Raw genomic sequence first — 18,761 nt, forward strand, 5'->3', positions numbered from 1 at the left:
GCCGCCGCAAGGGTTGCCTCTCAGTCTCAGTGTGCTACGGTATATATCGCTAATAACTAAACTGAAAGAAGAACCTCTATAAGAAAATTAATCAACCAGGAATTCATTAATGCATGGCAATTAAATTAGAAGTTAAGAATTTATATAAAGTATTTGGGGAACACCCCGAGCGGGCATTTAAGTATATTGATAAAGGGCTCAGCAAAGAGGCGATACTGGAAAAAACAGGACTGTCTCTTGGCGTTAAGGACGCCAGTCTGGCCATTGAAGAAGGCGAGATCTTCGTCATCATGGGGCTCTCCGGTTCCGGTAAGTCCACCATGGTTCGCCTTCTCAATCGTCTGATTGAACCCACCCGTGGCCAGGTGATTATTGACGGTGAAGATATTGCCAAAATATCTGACAGTGAATTACGCCAGGTACGCAGAAATAAGATCAGCATGGTATTCCAGTCATTCGCATTGATGCCGCATATGACGGTATTAAATAATACCGCCTTCGGTATGGAATTAGCGGGAACGCCGCTACAGGAACGACAGGAAAAAGCGCTGGAAGCGCTGCGCCAGGTTGGTCTTGAAAATTATGCCCATTCTTATCCTGACGAACTTTCCGGCGGCATGCGTCAGCGTGTGGGATTAGCCCGCGCACTGGCGATTAATCCGGATATATTATTGATGGATGAAGCCTTCTCCGCACTCGATCCTCTGATCCGTACCGAAATGCAGGATGAGCTGGTAAAACTGCAATCGCGGCATCAGCGGACCATTGTATTTATCTCTCACGATCTGGATGAAGCCATGCGTATTGGCGACCGTATTGCGATTATGCAAGGCGGTGAAGTGGTGCAGGTGGGTACACCGGATGAAATCCTCAATAACCCGGCCAATGACTATGTCCGCACCTTCTTCCGCGGCGTAGATATCAGCCAGGTATTCAGCGCGAAGGATATTGCCCGCCGCAGCGCCGCAGCACTGATTCGTCAGGCTCCGGGCTTTGGCCCACGCTCGGCGATAAAGCTGCTGCAGGACAACGACCGCGAATACGGCTACGTGCTGGCGAAAGAAAAATTCGTCGGCGTGGTTTCCACCGATTCCCTGAAAGCGGCACTGGCCGCCGGAGAGGGGCTGAATCATGCGCTTCTGGAAAATCCTGCCCCCGTGCCGGGCGATACGTCGTTGAGCGATCTGCTGTCCCATGTGGCGCAGGCTCCCTGCGCGGTTCCCGTTACCGGCGAACAGGGTCAATACATCGGTATTATTTCCAAAGGCATGTTACTGCAGGCATTAGATCGTGATGGAGGCCAACCATGAGCAAACAAACCAGCAATCCGTGGGATACCTCCACCAGCGCCGCTGACGGCGGCCAGACAGCAGCACCCGCCGACGGTGGTGCATCTTCCAACACCGCGACAACACCGTCTGACGGCGGCGCAGCCTCCGCCAGTAGCGATCCCTGGGGCAGCAGCGCATCGGCACCCGCCGATGGCGGCGCGGCTTCAGCCCCGACTGACGGCGGAGCCACCACCGGCGGTGACGCCTGGGGTACACCCGACGGCGGTCACGCAGCGGCCAGCGGCGGCAGCGACTGGCTGAACAGCGCTCCGGCCCCGCAGGTGGAACACTTCAATATTCTCGACCCGTTTCACAAAACGCTGATCCCGCTGGACAGCTGGGTGACTTCCGGGATCGACTGGGTGGTCTCTCATTTCCGTCCGCTGTTCCAGGGGATCCGCCTGCCGGTGGACTATATTCTCAGCGGCTTTCAGCAGCTGCTGACCGGAATGCCCGCGCCGGTAGCTATCGTGCTGTTTGCGCTTATTGCCTGGCAGATGTCAGGGCTGGGAATGGGGATCGCCACGCTGGTCTCGCTGGTCGCCATCGGTGCCATCGGTGCCTGGTCGCAGGCGATGGTCACCCTGGCGCTGGTGCTGACCGCCCTGCTGTTCTGTATCGTCATCGGATTGCCTTTAGGCATCTGGCTGGCGCGCAGCGAGCGAGCGGCAAAAATTATCCGCCCGCTGCTGGATGCCATGCAGACCACTCCCGCGTTCGTTTATCTGGTGCCGATTGTCATGCTGTTTGGTATCGGTAACGTGCCGGGCGTAGTGGTGACGATTATCTTCGCTCTGCCGCCGATTGTTCGTCTGACTATTCTCGGCATCAAGCAGGTGCCCGCCGATCTGATCGAGGCGTCGGAATCGTTCGGTGCCAGTCCGCGCCAGATGCTGTTCAAGGTACAGCTGCCGCTGGCGATGCCGACCATTATGGCCGGGGTGAACCAGACGCTGATGCTGGCCCTGTCGATGGTGGTTATCGCGTCAATGATTGCCGTTGGTGGTCTGGGCCAGATGGTTCTGCGCGGCATTGGCCGACTCGATATGGGTCTGGCTACCGTGGGCGGCGTCGGCATCGTGATTCTGGCGATTATCCTCGACCGTCTGACCCAGTCGCTGGGCCGTGACGTTCGCAGCCGCGGTAACCGTCGCTGGTACGCCACCGGGCCACTGGGTCTGCTGACCCGTCCGTTTATTAAATAAGCTTTCGGCGGTGCGAAATCGTGCCGCCGCTCACCTCCACACAATTAATGACAACCAGGAGCTACTATGCGCAAGACCGCACTGCTGGCCGCCGCGTTAACCACGCTGGCCGCCGCTCAGGTTTCCGCCGCCGATCTGCCGGGTAAAGGCATCACCGTTAAGCCGGTTCAGAGCACCATCAGTGAAGAGACCTTCCAGACGCAGCTGGTTAGCCGCGCGCTGGAAAAACTGGGCTACACCGTCGATAGCACCAGCGAAGTAGATTACAACGTTGGCTATACCTCGATTGCTTCCGGCGATGCCACCTTCACCGCCGTTAACTGGCAGCCGCTGCACGATGATATGTATAAAGCCGCGGGCGGCGACGCAAAATTCTACCGTGAAGGCACCTATGTTCAGGGCGCGGCGCAGGGCTATCTGATCGATAAGAAAACCGCAGAGAAGTATCACATTACCCGCATCGATCAGCTGAAAGATCCCAAGCTGGCGAAGCTGTTTGATACCAACGGCGACGGCAAAGCGGATCTGACCGGCTGTACGCCAGGCTGGGGCTGTGAGGCGGTGATTAACCATCAGATTAAGGCCTTCGATCTCAGCAACAGCGTTGAGCACAACCAGGGCAACTATTCGGCGATGATCGCCGACACCATTACCCGCTTTAAAGAGGGTAAACCGATCCTGTATTACACCTGGACACCTTACTGGGTCAGTGATGTGCTGGTGCCGGGACGCGATGTGGTGTGGCTGCAGGTGCCGTTCTCTTCCATGCCGGGCGAGCAGAAAGATGTGGACACCAAGCTGCCAAACGGCGCGAACTACGGCTTCCCGGTGAACACCATGCACATTGTGGCCAACAAAGCCTGGGCGGAGAAAAACCCTGCCGCGGCGAAACTGTTCTCGGAAATGAAGCTGCCGATTGCGGATATCAATGCGCAGAACTCACGCATGCACAGCGGTCAGGCTTCGGAAGCGGACATCAACGCGCACGTTGATGGCTGGATCAAAGCGCACCAGGCGCTGTTTGACGGCTGGGTGAAGGACGCGCTGGCCGCGGCAAAATAAAAACGCATTAGCCGCTCAACTCATTTCGGCAACGCGTGTTCAAGGGCCGGTCATCGACGATGACCGGCCCCGCGCAAACTGGTTTGTCCTGTTAATTATTCTGTGAGTGAAATAGTTTTTTAGGTTACTATTAGCCTATGAGATATTTCTTACTCCTGTTTTGGCTGCCATGAAATCCCCCCATACCGGACTGAATCCCGCACTGGTTGCGCTGATGTCTGTCGCTACCGGTTTATCCGTTGCCTGTAATTATTACGTTCAGCCGCTGCTGGCGACCATCGCCCAGGCATTCGATCTCTCCTTCCATCAGGCCGGTTTTATTGTCACCACCGCTCAGCTTGGCTACGCCGCCGGACTGCTGCTGCTGGTGCCGCTGGGCGATATGCTGGAGCGCCGGGGATTAATTGTGACCATGAGCCTGCTGGCGGCGGGTGGGATGGTAATTACCGCGCTCTCCCCAACGCTGCCGCTGATGCTGCTGGGCACGGTACTCACCGGGCTGTTTTCCGTGGTGGCACAAATTCTCGTGCCGCTGGCCGCCACGCTGGCCGCGCCGGAAAAGCGGGGCCGGGTTGTCGGCACGGTGATGAGCGGGCTGTTGCTGGGGATCCTGTTGGCACGCACCGTCGCGGGCGGGCTGGCACAGCTGGGCGGCTGGCGCACCGTGTACTGGGTCGCCAGCGTACTAATGGTCTGTATGTCTCTGGCTCTGTGGCGCTATCTGCCGCGCTATAAGCAATCGGTTTCGCTGAACTACGGCCAGCTGCTGAGGTCGATTTTCTCGCTGTTTGCCCAGCACCCTATATTACGCACCCGCGCGATTACCGGCTGCCTGATTTTTGCCAACTTCAGCGTGCTGTGGACCTCGATGGCATTTCTGCTCTCTTCACCCGAGTGGGGCTACTCTGAGGGCGAAATCGGTCTGCTGGGTCTGGTGGGAGCTGCGGGCGCACTGGCCGCGCGCCAGGCGGGAGCGCTGGCCGATAAAGGCAAAGCCCGACTAACCACCAGCGTGGGGCTGGTGCTCCTGCTGCTGTCGTGGGGGATAACGGCAGTTGGTGCTCACTCACTTATTGCGCTGGTGATCGGGATTCTGCTGCTCGACCTCGCGGTACAGGGCGTGCATATCACCAACCAGAGCGTGATCTATCGCCATATGCCCGAGGCGCGTAATCGCCTCACTTCAGGTTACATGACCAGCTATTTTATCGGCGGGGCGGCGGGCTCTCTGCTTTCCGCCTCCGCCTATCAGATGGCGGGCTGGTATGGTGTTTGCGCCTGCGGCGCTCTGTTAACCGTCGTTAATCTATTCAACTGGTGGCGAAATGCCAGGCACGAGGCTGCCCCGGGCTGATTTTTCGATTTAAAAATGAAGTTTTTTCAGGTACGACCGCCTGTTAACAGATTTCACACTCTGGTAATGTTAAGCGCAATTTATTCAAGCTGGTTATTTTTTCACATGCAATTATTCAGCACCACAAGCGATACGGGCTATGACAGCTGAACAAGATTATCTTTCGGACAATACCGGTCTTCCGCCTTCAAGCTGGCGCGAAGGGGTAACCGACAGTCTGCCAATCGTTATTGGCTACGTGCCGGTGGCCTTTGCCTTTGGCCTGAATGCGACGAAACTGGGTTTCACTCCGTTAGAAGCCATCTTCTTTTCCTGCATTATTTATGCCGGCGCCAGCCAGTTTGTGATTACCGCGCTGCTGAGCGCGGGGGCGTCCCTGTGGATCGCGGCACTGACGGTGATGGCCATGGATGTGCGACACGTTCTCTACGGCCCTTCCCTGCGTCAGCGCATTAGCCAGAAGCTCAATCCGCGGAAAACGCCTTTCTGGGCCTTTGGCCTGACCGATGAAGTGTTCGCCGCGGCAACCGCAAAGCTTTACCGTGACCAACGAGGATGGAGCGAAAACTGGATGCTGGGCATCGCCTTCTGCTCCTGGCTGTCCTGGGTGGCCGGTACGGTGGCGGGAGCGTGGTCCGGTAACGGCCTGCTGGATGATTACCCGGCGGTTGAAGGCGCACTGACCTTTATGCTGCCCGCGCTGTTCCTGAGCTTTCTGCTGGCCTCGTTCCAGCGCCGTCAGAGCTTCACGGTTATCGCCGCGCTGGCCGGGGCACTGGCCGGCATGATGCTGTTCTCTATTCCCGTTGCCATTCTCAGCGGGATTGTTACCGGCTGTCTGGCAGGACTGTTACCGCCGCCGGGCGGCAGGGAGAACCGGTGAGTTCGCAAATTCTTATTCTCGGCGTCCTGGTCGGCCTGGTGAACTTCCTGTTTCGCTACCTGCCGCTGCGCCTGCACGGCAGGAAAAATGCCACCAGCATCAAGCGCGGCGTGACCGGTCTGCTGTTAGACAGTATCGGCATCGCCTCTATTTGTGCCCTGCTGGTTGTCTCCAGCCTGCCCGACATTTTGCGGCATCCTGACCGATTGATACCCACACTGCTCGGCTTTGCCGTGCTGTGTATGACGTTCTATTTTTCGCGCAGCATTGTTTTATCAACGCTGCTCAGCGCCCTGGGTTATGGAGTGACCTGGAAATTACTGATGATGAGTTCGGCTTTGTGAACAGCCACCAACCGGGGAAGTGTTCTTTCCCAATTGCCATCATCGTTACGACACCAGTTTCAATTAATGAGGTCCCTTTATAATGGAAAGTTCGTTTTCCCCCATTGAACAGATGCTTAATTTTCGAGCAAATCGTCAGAAAGATTTCCCGTTACAGGAGATCGTGCTGACCCGTTTGTGTATGCATATGCAGAGCAAATTACTGGAAAATCGCAACAAGATGCTGAAGGCTCAAGGAATTAACGAGACGCTGTTCATGGCATTGATCACGCTGGATGCGCAGGAAGATCACAGCATTCAACCTTCTGAGCTGAGTTCAGCTCTCGGGTCTTCCCGCACTAACGCCACACGTATTGCCGACGAACTGGAAAAACGGGGATGGATAGAGCGCCGCGAGAGCGATAACGATCGCCGCTGCCTGCACCTGCATCTGACGCCTAAAGGCAATGATTTCCTGCGCCAGCTGCTGCCACCCCAGCATCAGAGTCTGCAGTTGCTGTGGTCTTCGCTCAATGATTCCGAAAAATCCCAGCTGGACGGCATTATTCGCAAATTGCTGAATCGTTTAGATAAAATGGATGAAGAGCAGGTTATCGCGTCACTTTCTCGTTGATTGAAGCACTAATAGCATATTGTGCGACACACCCGTTTCTGGGAATCGTTACTTTAAGCATCCAAAAATAAACTCATGCCAGCGCTAACCCCGCTGGCATTTTAGACTCAGGCTGTTGCTGACAGGATGTCCGGCGAACCTGAATGGCAAGAGAACGTGGAGAAAAACATGAGTGCAAACGCGGTCACGCAGGATCCGCAGCAGCCGAAAAATAAAAAAAAGACGCGCAAAGGCGCGCTGATTTTTCTGGCTGTGCTGTTTGTTATTATCGGGGTGGCTTATCTGACTTACTGGTTCCTGGTGTTACGTCACTATCAGGAAACGGATGATGCCTATGTTGCCGGTAATCAGACCCAGGTTATGGCGCAGGTTTCCGGTAGCGTCAATAAAGTGTGGTTTGATGACACCGATTATGTGAAAAAAGGCGATGTGCTGATCACCCTCGATCGGACCGATGCCGAGCAGGCGTTTGAGAAAGCGCAAACGGCCCTCGCGACCAGCGTACGGCAGACGCATCAGTTAATTATCAATGGCAAGCAGTATCAGGCCACCATCGCGCTGCAAAAAACCGCACTGGTGCAGGCGCAGGCGGATTTGAAACGCCGCGAGCCGCTGGGTGCCGCCAATCTGATTGGTCGTGAAGATCTGCAGCACGCTCGTGACGCCGTCGCTACCGCTCAGGCCCAGCTTGACGTGGCCACCCAGCAGTACAATGCCAATCAGGCGATGATTCTGGATACTTCGCTGGAAAATCAGCCTGCCGTTAAGCAGAGCGCGGCCGAACTGCGCGATGCCTGGCTGGCCCTGCAGCGTACCACCGTAATCAGCCCGATCAACGGCTATGTTTCACGCCGCAGCGTGCAGGTCGGTTCTCAGATCACCAGTTCCACGCCGCTGCTGGCCGTGGTGCCTGCCGATAATCTGTGGGTAGACGCTAACTTCAAAGAGACTCAGCTGGAAGGCGTACGTATTGGCCAGTCGGCCACCGTGGTCAGCGATATCTACGGTGATGACGTGGTCTATCACGGCAAGGTCGTCGGTCTGGATATGGGTACCGGCAGCGTGTTCTCATTGCTGCCCGCGCAGAATGCTACCGGTAACTGGATCAAAGTGGTTCAGCGCCTGCCGGTCCGTATCGAGCTGGATGCGCAGGAAGTGGCGAAACATCCGCTGCGTATCGGTCTGTCCACGCTGGTTAAAATCGACACCAGTAATCGCGACGGTGCGGTTCTGGCCACCAGCGTGCGCAGTAAACCTGCTTACGAAAGTGATGCGCTGGCGCTGGATTTGGCCCCGGCTAACGCCCTGATTGCCGATATCATCCGCGCGAATGCTAACTAAGCCAGCGGGAGGTTGTGATGGCACAAAAACCGCTTGAGGGCGCGCCACTGGTCCTGATGACCATTGCGCTGTCGCTGGCTACGTTTATGCAGGTGCTGGATTCCACTATTGCCAACGTGGCGATCCCGACCATTGCCGGTAACCTGGGAGCGTCAAACTCCCAGGGAACGTGGGTTATCACGTCGTTTGGCGTGGCCAACGCCATTTCGATTCCGATTACCGGCTGGCTGGCAAAGCGCATCGGTGAAGTGAAGCTGTTCCTGTGGTCGACGGTGGCGTTTGCTATCGCCTCGTGGCTGTGCGGCATGTCGGAAAGCCTGAGCATGCTGATCTTCTTCCGCGTGATTCAGGGGATCGTCGCCGGTCCGCTTATCCCGCTGTCGCAGAGTCTGCTGCTCAGCAACTATCCCCCGGCGAAGCGCAGCATTGCGCTGTCGCTATGGGCGATGACGGTGATCGTCGCGCCGATCTGCGGCCCGATACTGGGCGGCTGGATCAGTGATAACTACCACTGGGGCTGGATCTTCTTTATCAACGTGCCGATTGGCGTTGCGGTGGTGGTGCTGACGCTGCAAACGCTGCGCAATCGCGAGACGCCAACGGTAATCCGGCCGATTGATACCGTGGGTTTGGTGCTGCTGGTTGTCGGCGTGGGCTGCCTGCAGGTTATGCTGGATCGGGGTAAGGAACTCGACTGGTTCAGTTCACCGGAGATCATAACGCTAACGGTGGTCGCCGTGGTCGCGATCGTGGTGCTGCTGGTCTGGGAACTGACCGACGACCACCCAATTGTCGATCTGTCGCTGTTCAAGTCGCGCAATTTCACCATTGGGTGCCTGTCGATCAGCCTGGCCTATATGCTCTATTTTGGCTCGATCGTACTGCTGCCGCAGCTGCTACAGGAGGTATATGGCTACACTGCCACCTGGGCAGGGCTGGCGTCGGCTCCGGTGGGGATTATCCCGGTGATCCTGTCGCCAATTATCGGCCGCTTCGCGCACAAGCTGGATATGCGACGGCTGGTAACCTTCAGCTTTATCGTGTACGCGATCTGTTTCTACTGGCGCGCGTATACCTTTGAGCCGGGGATGGACTTTGCCGCATCCGCGTGGCCGCAGTTTATTCAGGGCTTCGCCGTAGCCTGCTTCTTTATGCCGCTTACCACCATTACCCTCTCCGGCCTGCCGCCGGAACGGCTGGCGGCGGCATCAAGTCTGTCGAACTTCACCCGAACGCTGGCGGGTTCCATCGGCACCTCGATCACCACCACCATGTGGACCGATCGTGAGTCGCTGCACCATGCGCATCTGACCGAGTCCGTGACACCCTACAGCGCCAATTCTCAGGAGATGTACAGCAAGCTGGAGCAACTGGGGATGACGCACGATCAGGCCTCGGCGTACCTGGCGCAGCAGATCACTAACCAGGGACTGATTATCTCCGCCAATGAGATCTTCTGGGCCTCGGCGGGAGTGTTCCTGATCCTGCTGGTGCTGGTGTGGTTTGCCCGCCCTCCGTTTGGTGCCGGAGGCGGTGGCGGCGGCGCGCATTAAAAAAGGCGGCCGGTAAACCGGCCGCCTCTGCGGAACTGTTAAGGGGCGGCGAAAAGCCGCCCTTATTTTATTCCGATTATGCGTTGTTCTGACGCCACCATTCGGCGAGCAGAATACCGGTTGCCACGGAAACGTTCAGACTTTCCACATTGCCCGTACCGCCGATCGACACGCTGAGATCGCCCTGCTCCAGAGTGCTCTCTGACAGACCGTCACGCTCCTGACCAAGAACCAGAACCATTTTCGCCGGCAGTTCAGCCTGCGACAGCGGTGTACCTTTATGGCTGGAGGTGGTTACGATGGTGTAACCCGCTTTACGGAAAGCATTCAGGCCGGCAGCGAAGCTCTCGCCGCTAATCGCCTGCACGTGTTCCGCGCCGCCTTCAGCGGTACGCACTGCGGCACCGGATTCCAGCAGGGAAGCATCATCCACCAGCAGACCTTTCGCGCCAAAGTGCGCACAGCTGCGCATAATGCCGCCAAGGTTGTGCGGGTTGCCGATATCTTCCAGCGCCAGTACACAGTCTTTCTCATCGGCTTTCGCCAGCCATTCGCCAACCGGCATGCCGACGCGCTTCTTAATCAGGAAGCAAACGCCGCCGTGGTGCTCGGTGCCGGAGGCTTTTTGCAGCTCGGCTTCATCAACGGTGTGATAAGCCTTGCGATTTGCCGCCATCCACTTTAATGCATCGCGGAAGCGTGGCGTAACGCTCTGCACAAACCAGGCGCGTACGATACATTCCGGACGGCTCTGGAACAGCGCCTGACAGGCGTTTTCGCCATACACGCGGGTCTCTTCCATACGCTGACGGCGCAGCTGTTCCGGATCGATAAAGCTTTTACCGCTGATACCGCCGTGATCCGGTTTATCCGTTTCAGGGGTGGTATTTGGCGCGCGGGAAACGGTGCGCCACGGAGAGTCAGAACGCCCTTCGCCGCGATCGCGCCCGCCGCGTGGCTTACTGTCAGCATTACGAGATGGACGGCGCGTGTCGTCCTGGCGAGGGCCTTTGCCGGTGCGAGGATTGTATCCACCCTTGCTACCGCTACCTTCTTCTTCACCGCGGACATACATCACTTTGACCTTGCCGCTCTTACCTTTAAATTCGTCGTTCATTTTTCCTCCACCTGGGCTGAGCGCGAAGCGCGCAGATTACCTGATGTGGCAACAGTTAGCTATCAACTTCCAATAAAAGCCTCTTATCAGCCGATAACTCGTCTGATGCGGTGCATTTGCTGCCTAAAGCGTATGAGACATTACCTATTATATCCATTGAACAAATCATTTTGTTGCGGAGATTATCGCCACGCATAATGACCGGACTATAACGATCAATGAGGTAAGTGAACGCTTACCCTATCGCCGATCTGCGAGGTAAATGATGAATACAGTTTGTGTATCCTGCCAGGCCACCAACCGCGTGCCTGAAGAACGTATTACCGATGGCGCGAAATGCGGCCGTTGCGGCAATCAGCTGTTCGACGGCCAGGTGATTAATGCGACCGCCGAGACGCTGGACAAATACCTGCAGGACGATCTGCCGGTGGTGATTGATTTCTGGGCACCGTGGTGCGGCCCGTGCGTGAACTTCGCGCCGGTTTATGAATCCGTGGCGCAGGAGCGCAGCGGTAAAGTGCGCTTCCTGAAAGTGAATACCGAGGCCGAGCAGCAGCTCAGCGCCCGCTTCAGGATCCGCAGCATTCCGACCATCATGGTGTTTAAGCAGGGCCAGATGGCGGATATGCTCAGCGGCGCGATGCCGAAAGCCCCGTTCGACCAGTGGCTGGATGAAAATATCTGACCGGCCGTTAATACCCTTTTAAGAAAGGCGCCAGCGCGGCTTAAGCGCCACCCGCCGAAATCGCCTAATCAAGGCCGGGCATGCCCGGCCTGAATCCGTTAGAATAGCGTTTTTTGCTGATGATCCCCGATGACCGAAAACGCCGTCCTTCGCCTGCGCGCCGCGCGACTTGCCCGCGCCACCCGCCCGTTCCTTGCCCGCGGTAACCGCATTCAACGCTGCCAGCGCTGCCTGCTGCCGCAGAAGAACTGCCTGTGCGCCACGCTGTCGCCGCAGCAGGCCCGCAGCCGTTTCTGTCTGGTGATGTTTGACAGCGAACCGATGAAGCCGAGCAACACCGGGCGGCTTATTGCCGATATCCTGCCGGATACCGAGGCGTTTGGCTGGTCGCGCACGGAGCCGGATCCCGAGCTGCTACTGGCGGTACAAAATCCCGACTATCAGCCGATGGTGGTTTTCCCAGAGTCCTACGCCGATGCCGATCGCCCGGTGCTGAATTCCCCGCCGCTCAGCGGCAAGCCCCCGCTGTTTATTATGCTGGACGGTACCTGGACCGAAGCGCGGAAAATGTTTCGTAAAAGTCCGTGGCTTGACGGCCTGCCGGTGATGTCGCTGGCCCTGACTCGCCCCTCGAACTATCAGCTGCGCGAGGCGCACGGCGAGGGCCAGCACTGTACGGCAGAAGTCGCCGCAGAACTGCTGCTGCAGGCCGGAGATACCGCCGCCGGGGAGGCGCTGTTCCGCCACTTCGACCTGTTTCGCCAGCGTTACATGGCCGGGAAACCGCATCATCCGCTGTATCAGGCTTCCGTTCGGCATGACGATGACGAACCCTAAACTCTGCCCACGATCAATTAACTGACACGCAGCGCAGCATCTTCCCACCGCCCGGAGTAGAATCAAAATACGTTACTGCAGGGTAGCGGATAACTTTTCGAAGGGAGCGGAGATGAGCCAACGCGGTTTAGAAGCACTGTTGCGACCGAAATCGATCGCCGTGATCGGTGCCTCCACCCGGCCCGAGCGTGCCGGATATCTGATGATGCGCAACCTGCTGGCGGGCGGGTTCAGCGGACCGGTACTGCCGGTGACGCCAAAATATCAGGCGGTTTGCGGCGTTCTGGCCTGGCCGGATATTGCCAGCCTGCCGCTTTCCCCGGATCTGGCCATTATCTGTACGCACGCCCGACGTAATCTGGAGCTGCTGACCGCACTCGGCGAACGCGGCTGTAAAGCCTGCATTATTCTCTCCGCCCCCGCCAGCCAGCTGGCCGAACTGGAAGCCTGCGCCAGCCGCTGGCAAATCCGGCTGCTCGGCCCGAACAGTCTTGGGCTGCTGGCTCCCTGGCAGGGGCTGAATGCCAGCTTCTCGCCGGTGCCGATCCTCAAAGGCAAACTGGCGTTTATCTCGCAGTCGGCGGCGGTGTCAAACACCATTCTTGACTGGGCGCAGCAGCGCCAGCTCGGCTTTTCCTGGTTTATCGCGCTGGGTGACAGCCTGGATATTGATGCTGACGATCTGCTCGACTTTTTGGCGCGCGATGGCAAGACGAGCGCGATCCTGCTTTATCTGGAGCATCTCAGCGACGCCAGGCGCTTTGTTTCTGCCGCCCGCAGCGCATCGCGCAATAAACCGATTCTGGTGATCAAAAGCGGCCGCAGTCCGCATGCCCACCAGTTGCTGAAGTCTCACGGCGGGATGGATGCCGCCTGGGATGCCGCTATTCAGCGCGCCGGTCTGCTGCGGGTGCAGGATACCCACGAACTGTTTTCGGCGGTGGAAACGCTCAGCCATATGCGCCCGCTGCGCGGCGAGCGCCTGATGATTATCAGCAACGGCGGCGCCCCTTCTGCACTGGCACTGGACGAGCTTTACGACCGAAACGGCAAGCTGGCAACGCTAAGTGAGTCTTTACTTACTGAACTTGGCGAGCGCCTGCCGGAAGGCATTACGCCGGGTAATCCGCTGGACTTAAAGGATGACGCCACGCCGGAGCGCTACCTGCAGGCGCTGTCGCTGCTGCTCGACAGCCACGATGTTGATGCACTGCTGATCATCCATGCGCCCAGCGCCGTTGCCCCGCCAACCCTGACCGCTCAGCGCGTGATTGAGCTGGTGAAACAGCATCCGCGCGGCAGACAGGTCACACTGCTGACCAACTGGTGCGGCGAGCACTCTTCGCAGGAAGCCCGCCGGCTGTTCAACGATGCAGGGATCCCCACCTACCGCACACCGGAGGGCACGGTCACGGCGTTTATGCATATGGTTGAGTACCGCCGCAACCAGAAGCAGCTGCGCGAAACCCCGGCTCTGCCCGCCAACCTGACCGCCAATACCGGCGATGCCCATTTACTGATCGAGCAGGCCCTGGAAAACGGTGCCACTACGCTGGACACGCACGAGGTTCAGCCCATCCTGCAGGCCTACGGCCTGAACACGCTGCCCACCTGGATTGCCGGGGACAGCAGCGAAGCCGTGCAAATCGCCACGCAGATTGGCTATCCGGTGGCGCTGAAGCTGCGCTCGCCGGATATCCGCCATAAATCTGACGTTCAGGGGGTGATGCTCTATCTGCGCACCGCCAGTGAGGTGCAGCAGGCGGCGGATGCGATTATCGATCGCGTCAGGCTGACTTCGCCGCAGGCACGCATCCACGGCCTGCTGGTGCAGGGAATGGCAAACCGCGCCGGAGCGCAGGAACTGCGGGTGGTAGTTGAGCAGGATCCACTTTTCGGCCCGGTGATTATGCTGGGAGAAGGCGGCATTACCTGGCAGGGCGACCGTCAGGCGGTGGTGGCGCTGCCGCCGCTGAATATGACGCTGGCCCGCTATCTGGTGATTCAGGCGATTAAAAGCGGCAAAATTCGCGGGCGCAGCGCGCTGCATCCGCTCGATGTTGTTGGCCTGAGCCAGGTGCTGGTACAGGTGTCAAACCTGATTGTCGACTGCCCGCAGATTGTCCGGCTGGATATCCATCCCCTACTCGCCACCGGCACCGAGTTTACGCTGCTGGACGTGACGCTACAGCTGGCAGAATTCAACGGCGATGCGGAAGATCGTTTGACTATCCGCCCCTATCCGCACGCGCTGGAGGAGACTATCTTCCTAAAGAATGGCCAGGAGTGCCTCTTCAGGCCCATTCTGCCGGAAGATGAACCTCTGCTGCAGCAGTTTATCGCGCAGGTCACCAAAGAAGATCTCTACTATCGCTACTTCAGCGAGATCAACGAGTTCACCCATGACGATTTGGCTAACATGACGCAAATCGACTACGATCGGGAAATGGCGATCGTTGCCGTCCGCCAGCATAACGGGCTGGATGAGATTATCGGCGTGACCCGCGCCATTTCGGATGCGGATAATATCGACGCGGAGTTTTCCGTGCTGGTGCGCTCCGATCTAAAGGGGCTGGGGCTCGGCCGCCGCCTGCTGGAGAAGATGATCGTCTACACTCGCGATCACGGCCTGCAGCAGCTGAATGGGATTACGATGCCGCGTAATCAGGGCATGCTGGCGCTGGCACGCAAGCTGGGGTTTGCCGTAGACGTACAGCTGGAAGACGACATTGTTGGCCTGTCGCTGTCACTGCTGGCGCAGGAAGGTTGCAAGGAAAAGTAAATCTAACGCCTTTCATACAAACTAATGGTATTATTCTCGGTTAGGGTCATGATTTTACGGATAAAGGCCATTCTATGAACAGAGAAGAAACGCACTGTGATGTTGTCAAATTTTAAACGCAATAAACACCAACAGCACCTTGCGCAACTGCCTAAACTCTCTCAGTCAGTTGCTGATTTCACGACGCTGTATTCCCCTGCGGATTTTCGCCAGACGCTGCTGGAAAAAATCGCCGCGGCGACACAGCGTATCTGCATCGTGGCCCTGTATCTGGAAAATGATGAAGGCGGCCAGGCGATCCTTTCAGCGCTTTACGCGGCGAAACGCCTGCGCCCCACGCTGGATATCTGCGTGCTGGTTGACTGGCATCGCGCTCAGCGTGGCCGAATCGGTGCCGCAGCCTCGGCAACCAATGCCGACTGGTACTGTGAAATGGCCAGCCAGAACCAGGATATCGCGATCCCGGTTTACGGTATTCCGGTTAACACCCGCGAAGCGCTGGGCGTGCTGCACCTGAAAGGTTCGATTATTGATGATACGGTGCTGTATACCGGTGCCAGCTTCAATGATGTTTATCTGCATCAGCGTGACAGATATCGCTATGACCGCTATCAGCTCATCACCAACCGTGAGCTGGCCGATACGATGTTCAGGTGGATCGATAAAAACCTGATCCAGGCCGAAGCGGTCCATCGCCTCGATCGTCATCAGCGTCCTAAAAGCCCGGAAATTAAAAATGAAACCCGCCAGTTCCGTCAGGATCTGCGCGGCTTTGATTATCAGTTCACCGGCAATGCCAACAATGAACAGCTGGCGGTCACGCCGCTGGTCGGGTTAGGCAAGCGCAGCCTGCTGAATAAAACTATCTATCATCTGATGCCCTGCGCCGAGCGCAAGCTGACGATCTGTACCCCCTATTTCAACCTGCCCGCAATCCTGGTGCGTAATATCATTTGGCTGCTGCGCCGGGGTAAAGAGGTTGAGATTATCATTGGCGATAAGACGGCGAATGATTTTTATATCCCGGAAGATCAACCGTTTAAAATCATCGGTGCGCTTCCTTACCTGTATGAAATCAACCTGCGCCGTTTCCTCAGCCGCCTGCAATATTACATTGATGTCGGGCAGCTGACGGTGCGCTTGTGGAAAGACGGCGAAAACAGTTATCACCTGAAAGGACTGTGGGTGGATGATGAATGGATTATGGTCACCGGTAATAACCTGAACCCTCGCGCCTGGCGTCTCGATCTGGAAAATGCGATCCTGATCCACGATCCGCTTCAGCAGTTGAGTGAACAGCGCGATCGCGAGCTGGGTCTGATTCGTCAGCACACCACCGTGGTCCAGAACTTCCGCGATCTTGAAAGCATCGCCGATTATCCGGTTAAGGTCCGTAAGCTGATTCGTCGCCTGCGGCGTATCCGTATTGACCGGCTGATTAGCCGCATTCTGTAGTGACCAAAGCCGTTCCACAGCCTCGTTTTTAACGGGGCTTTTTTATATCGGAGGCAGCAGTGCGCAGATTTGTTCCGCTGGTTTTGCTTTGCTGTAGCGGCTGCAGCCATATGGCCCAGGATCAATGGACCGGGCGCGATAAGGCTCAGCACTTTATCTCTTCTGCCTTTCTGGCGGCGGCAGGCAATGCGTACGGGGAACGGCAGAACTGGAGTGATGGCCGCAGTGCCAGCTTTGGCCTGACGTTTGCTATTTCTCTCGGTGCGGCAAAGGAGTTGTACGACAGCCGGGAAGGCGGCAGCGGATGGAGCTGGAAGGATTTTACCTGGGATTTAGCCGGTGCTGCCACCGGCTATACGTTGTGGAACCTCGGTCACTAATTACAGCTTAAGGCCTTTCCCACGTTTATGTAGCATCAGCGAGACAAGGAAAGTCACCGCGCCCATCAGGGAAACGTACCAGAAGAACGCGGTTTCACTGCCCGCCGCCTTCAGCGATAAGGCAACGTATTCCGCCGATCCCCCGAACAGCGCATTGGCCACCGCATAGGACAGGCCAACCCCCAGCGCCCTGACCTGCGGCGGAAACATCTCAGCCTTCAGGATGCCGCTAATCGAGGTGTAGAAGCTGGTAATCACCAGCGCCAGCATCACAAGGACAAAGGCGATGATCGGATCGTGTACGCTTTGCAGCAGCGTCAGGATCGGCACCGTACACACCGCAGCCAGCCCGCCAAAGATCAACATTGAGCTTCTTCGCCCAATTTTGTCTGACAATCCACCGATGATCGGCTGCAGCAGCATGAAGATAAACAGCGCGGCCGTCATCAGGCCGCTGGCCGTTTTATGATCCATGCCAGACGTGTTGACCAGATATTTCTGCATGTAGGTGGTGAAGGTATAAAAGCTCAGAGATCCGCCGGCGGTAAAGCCGAGAACCATCAGGAAAGCACGACGGTGCTTCCATAAACCGATCAGCGATCCAGCATCCTTACTCTCGCGTGAGGCGCTGTCTGAAGTTTCATTCAGTGAACGCCGCAGATACAGCGCAACGATAGCCAGGGCTGCACCCACCGCAAACGGGATGCGCCATCCCCAGCTGCGCAGGTCTTCATCAGAAAGAATTTGCTGGAGCACTACCACCGTCAGCAATGCCAGTAGCTGGCCGCCAATTAACGTAACATATTGAAAGGAAGCATAAAAACCCTTACGCCCTTCTGCAGCCACTTCACTCATATAGGTTGCGCTGGTGCCGTATTCCCCACCCACTGATAGTCCCTGGAACAGGCGCGCCAGCAGCAGCAGCGCCGGAGCCCAGACGCCAATGGTGTCATAGCCCGGCAGACAGGCAATAACCAGCGAACCGAAACACATCATGCAGACGGAAATCAGCATTGAGGTTTTACGTCCGTGCTTATCTCCAATGTAACCAAACAGCCAGCCGCCAATCGGACGCATCAGGAATCCTGCTGCGAAAATACCGGCCGTCTGTAACAGTTGGGTAGTTGGATTTCCCGAGGGAAAGAAGATATGAGCAAAATAAAGCGAGCAGAATGAGTAAACGTAAAAATCGAACCATTCAACCAGATTGCCTGACGATGCGCCAACAATCGCCCAGATTCGTTGCCGTGCAGTCAGCGTGCTTACCTGCTGCTTTTCGGTGATAGAGTCCATTGATAATCCTCGTGAGTTTTTCCTCGCCAGCTTTAGTGCCAAAGAAAATGATTGTAGTGATGATGTTGTGTTTATAACATTATGATTTATATGGCATACAGCCTTTTATACTCATGCCGATTATGACATATGCAGAGAAAATTATTCGGACATCTAACACGGTGGATTTAGCGATTTTAACTATTCTGCGGCGCAAAACGGGTAGCTCGCAACGTCTTGTCCGGTGTAATTAACGCAGGATCATTGGACGATCGCCGTCGCCAGCGACGTTAAAATTGAGCTGGATATAGTCTTGGATTTAAATAACGTCGGAGAGGTTGCTGATTTTATTGAAATCTGGATGTCAGCGCAGAGAAAGCAGAATACGGGACTGTAAAATGGCTACTTCAGGGGAATTTTAAACTGTGCAAACGCAAAAAGGCCATCCGTGAGGATGGCCTTCTGCTTTATCTGATGCCTGGCACTTCCCTACAATACTCGTATCATCCTGATACTCGCCCCTTCGGGGCCGCCGCAGGCGGCGTTC

Annotated in this window: 16 protein-coding genes; 14 read left to right on the forward strand and 2 right to left on the reverse strand. The window is 56.8% G+C overall.

Annotated features, from left to right (window positions below):
• The first annotated feature begins 113 nt into the window (after positions 1-113).
• The 9 genes from proV to emrB all read left to right on the forward strand — a co-directional run bounded on the left by proV (position 114) and on the right by emrB (position 9,686).
• On the forward strand, positions 114-1,310 hold the full coding sequence (gene proV, locus EC836_RS21565) for a glycine betaine/L-proline ABC transporter ATP-binding protein ProV (protein ID WP_123336944.1): 1,197 nt from the start codon (positions 114-116) through the stop codon (positions 1,308-1,310).
• Entirely contained in the window at positions 1,307-2,536 is a 1,230-nt protein-coding gene (proW, locus tag EC836_RS21570; protein ID WP_123336946.1) for a glycine betaine/L-proline ABC transporter permease ProW, read from the forward strand. Before proV ends, proW begins: the two co-directional genes overlap by 4 nt.
• A 66-nt stretch (positions 2,537-2,602) precedes the next feature.
• Positions 2,603-3,598 (forward strand): glycine betaine/L-proline ABC transporter substrate-binding protein ProX, encoded by a 996-nt coding sequence (gene proX / locus EC836_RS21575; RefSeq protein ID WP_123336948.1) that lies wholly within the window; start codon positions 2,603-2,605, stop codon positions 3,596-3,598.
• 169 nt (positions 3,599-3,767) lie between these two features.
• Entirely contained in the window at positions 3,768-4,952 is a 1,185-nt protein-coding gene (locus EC836_RS21580; RefSeq protein WP_123336950.1) for an MFS transporter, read from the forward strand.
• A gap of 139 nt (positions 4,953-5,091) precedes the next feature.
• Positions 5,092-5,835, forward strand: coding sequence for an AzlC family ABC transporter permease (locus EC836_RS21585; protein WP_123336952.1), 744 nt, complete (start codon positions 5,092-5,094; stop codon positions 5,833-5,835).
• Positions 5,832-6,179: an L-valine transporter subunit YgaH gene (gene ygaH / locus EC836_RS21590; protein ID WP_123336954.1), complete on the forward strand. Its 348-nt coding sequence runs from the start codon at positions 5,832-5,834 to the stop codon at positions 6,177-6,179. Before EC836_RS21585 ends, ygaH begins: the two co-directional genes overlap by 4 nt.
• An 82-nt stretch (positions 6,180-6,261) precedes the next feature.
• The gene (mprA, locus tag EC836_RS21595) at positions 6,262-6,792 is read left to right on the forward strand and encodes a transcriptional repressor MprA (RefSeq protein ID WP_123336956.1); all 531 of its coding nucleotides are present in this window, start codon (positions 6,262-6,264) and stop codon (positions 6,790-6,792) included.
• 168 nt (positions 6,793-6,960) lie between these two features.
• Positions 6,961-8,133 carry a multidrug efflux MFS transporter periplasmic adaptor subunit EmrA gene (emrA, locus tag EC836_RS21600; RefSeq protein WP_105593346.1) on the forward strand — a complete coding sequence of 391 codons (1,173 nt, stop codon included), beginning with the start codon at positions 6,961-6,963 and terminating at the stop codon, positions 8,131-8,133.
• A gap of 14 nt (positions 8,134-8,147) precedes the next feature.
• Positions 8,148-9,686: a multidrug efflux MFS transporter permease subunit EmrB gene (gene emrB / locus EC836_RS21605; RefSeq protein ID WP_158612808.1), complete on the forward strand. Its 1,539-nt coding sequence runs from the start codon at positions 8,148-8,150 to the stop codon at positions 9,684-9,686.
• Positions 9,687-9,762: 76 nt separating this feature from the next.
• Here the strand turns inward: emrB and EC836_RS21610 are convergent, their stop codons facing one another.
• The gene (locus EC836_RS21610) at positions 9,763-10,803 is read right to left on the reverse strand and encodes a tRNA/rRNA methyltransferase (protein WP_123336960.1); all 1,041 of its coding nucleotides are present in this window, start codon (positions 10,801-10,803) and stop codon (positions 9,763-9,765) included.
• A gap of 265 nt (positions 10,804-11,068) precedes the next feature.
• On the opposite strand from EC836_RS21610, the gene trxC reads away from it, so the two are divergent.
• From trxC to EC836_RS21635, 5 genes are all read left to right on the forward strand, one after another.
• Positions 11,069-11,488, forward strand: coding sequence for a thioredoxin TrxC (gene trxC, locus EC836_RS21615; protein ID WP_123336993.1), 420 nt, complete (start codon positions 11,069-11,071; stop codon positions 11,486-11,488).
• Between the two features lie 129 nt (positions 11,489-11,617).
• The gene (locus EC836_RS21620) at positions 11,618-12,325 is read left to right on the forward strand and encodes a tRNA-uridine aminocarboxypropyltransferase (protein WP_123336962.1); all 708 of its coding nucleotides are present in this window, start codon (positions 11,618-11,620) and stop codon (positions 12,323-12,325) included.
• Between the two features lie 112 nt (positions 12,326-12,437).
• Positions 12,438-15,107, forward strand: coding sequence for a bifunctional acetate--CoA ligase family protein/GNAT family N-acetyltransferase (locus EC836_RS21625; protein WP_123336964.1), 2,670 nt, complete (start codon positions 12,438-12,440; stop codon positions 15,105-15,107).
• A gap of 99 nt (positions 15,108-15,206) precedes the next feature.
• Positions 15,207-16,562 (forward strand): CDP-diacylglycerol--serine O-phosphatidyltransferase, encoded by a 1,356-nt coding sequence (gene pssA / locus EC836_RS21630; RefSeq protein WP_123336966.1) that lies wholly within the window; start codon positions 15,207-15,209, stop codon positions 16,560-16,562.
• A 59-nt stretch (positions 16,563-16,621) separates the two neighbouring features.
• Positions 16,622-16,942 carry a YfiM family lipoprotein gene (locus EC836_RS21635; RefSeq protein WP_123336968.1) on the forward strand — a complete coding sequence of 107 codons (321 nt, stop codon included), beginning with the start codon at positions 16,622-16,624 and terminating at the stop codon, positions 16,940-16,942.
• Here EC836_RS21635 and EC836_RS21640 read toward each other — a convergent pair whose 3' ends face one another.
• Entirely contained in the window at positions 16,943-18,235 is a 1,293-nt protein-coding gene (locus EC836_RS21640; protein WP_123336970.1) for an MFS family transporter, read from the reverse strand. It abuts the gene before it with no gap.
• Positions 18,236-18,761: the final 526 nt, after the last annotated feature.

Origin of the sequence: Erwinia sp. JUb26 (assembly GCF_003751505.1) — a bacterium.
Taxonomy (GTDB): domain Bacteria; phylum Pseudomonadota; class Gammaproteobacteria; order Enterobacterales; family Enterobacteriaceae; genus Erwinia.

What these genes read in the sequence shown, in the direction of transcription:
- proV (WP_123336944.1), top strand. Translation starts at nt 114, where the DNA reads ATGGCAATTAAATTAGAAGTTAAGAATTTATATAAAGTATTTGGGGAA.
- EC836_RS21610 (WP_123336960.1), bottom strand. Translation starts at nt 10,803, where the DNA reads ATGAACGACGAATTTAAAGGTAAGAGCGGCAAGGTCAAAGTGATGTAT.
- EC836_RS21585 (WP_123336952.1), top strand. Translation starts at nt 5,092, where the DNA reads ATGACAGCTGAACAAGATTATCTTTCGGACAATACCGGTCTTCCGCCT.
- EC836_RS21625 (WP_123336964.1), top strand. Translation starts at nt 12,438, where the DNA reads ATGAGCCAACGCGGTTTAGAAGCACTGTTGCGACCGAAATCGATCGCC.
- emrA (WP_105593346.1), top strand. Translation starts at nt 6,961, where the DNA reads ATGAGTGCAAACGCGGTCACGCAGGATCCGCAGCAGCCGAAAAATAAA.
- EC836_RS21640 (WP_123336970.1), bottom strand. Translation starts at nt 18,235, where the DNA reads ATGGACTCTATCACCGAAAAGCAGCAGGTAAGCACGCTGACTGCACGG.
- trxC (WP_123336993.1), top strand. Translation starts at nt 11,069, where the DNA reads ATGAATACAGTTTGTGTATCCTGCCAGGCCACCAACCGCGTGCCTGAA.
- EC836_RS21580 (WP_123336950.1), top strand. Translation starts at nt 3,768, where the DNA reads ATGAAATCCCCCCATACCGGACTGAATCCCGCACTGGTTGCGCTGATG.
- mprA (WP_123336956.1), top strand. Translation starts at nt 6,262, where the DNA reads ATGGAAAGTTCGTTTTCCCCCATTGAACAGATGCTTAATTTTCGAGCA.
- EC836_RS21620 (WP_123336962.1), top strand. Translation starts at nt 11,618, where the DNA reads ATGACCGAAAACGCCGTCCTTCGCCTGCGCGCCGCGCGACTTGCCCGC.
- proX (WP_123336948.1), top strand. Translation starts at nt 2,603, where the DNA reads ATGCGCAAGACCGCACTGCTGGCCGCCGCGTTAACCACGCTGGCCGCC.
- pssA (WP_123336966.1), top strand. Translation starts at nt 15,207, where the DNA reads ATGTTGTCAAATTTTAAACGCAATAAACACCAACAGCACCTTGCGCAA.
- proW (WP_123336946.1), top strand. Translation starts at nt 1,307, where the DNA reads ATGAGCAAACAAACCAGCAATCCGTGGGATACCTCCACCAGCGCCGCT.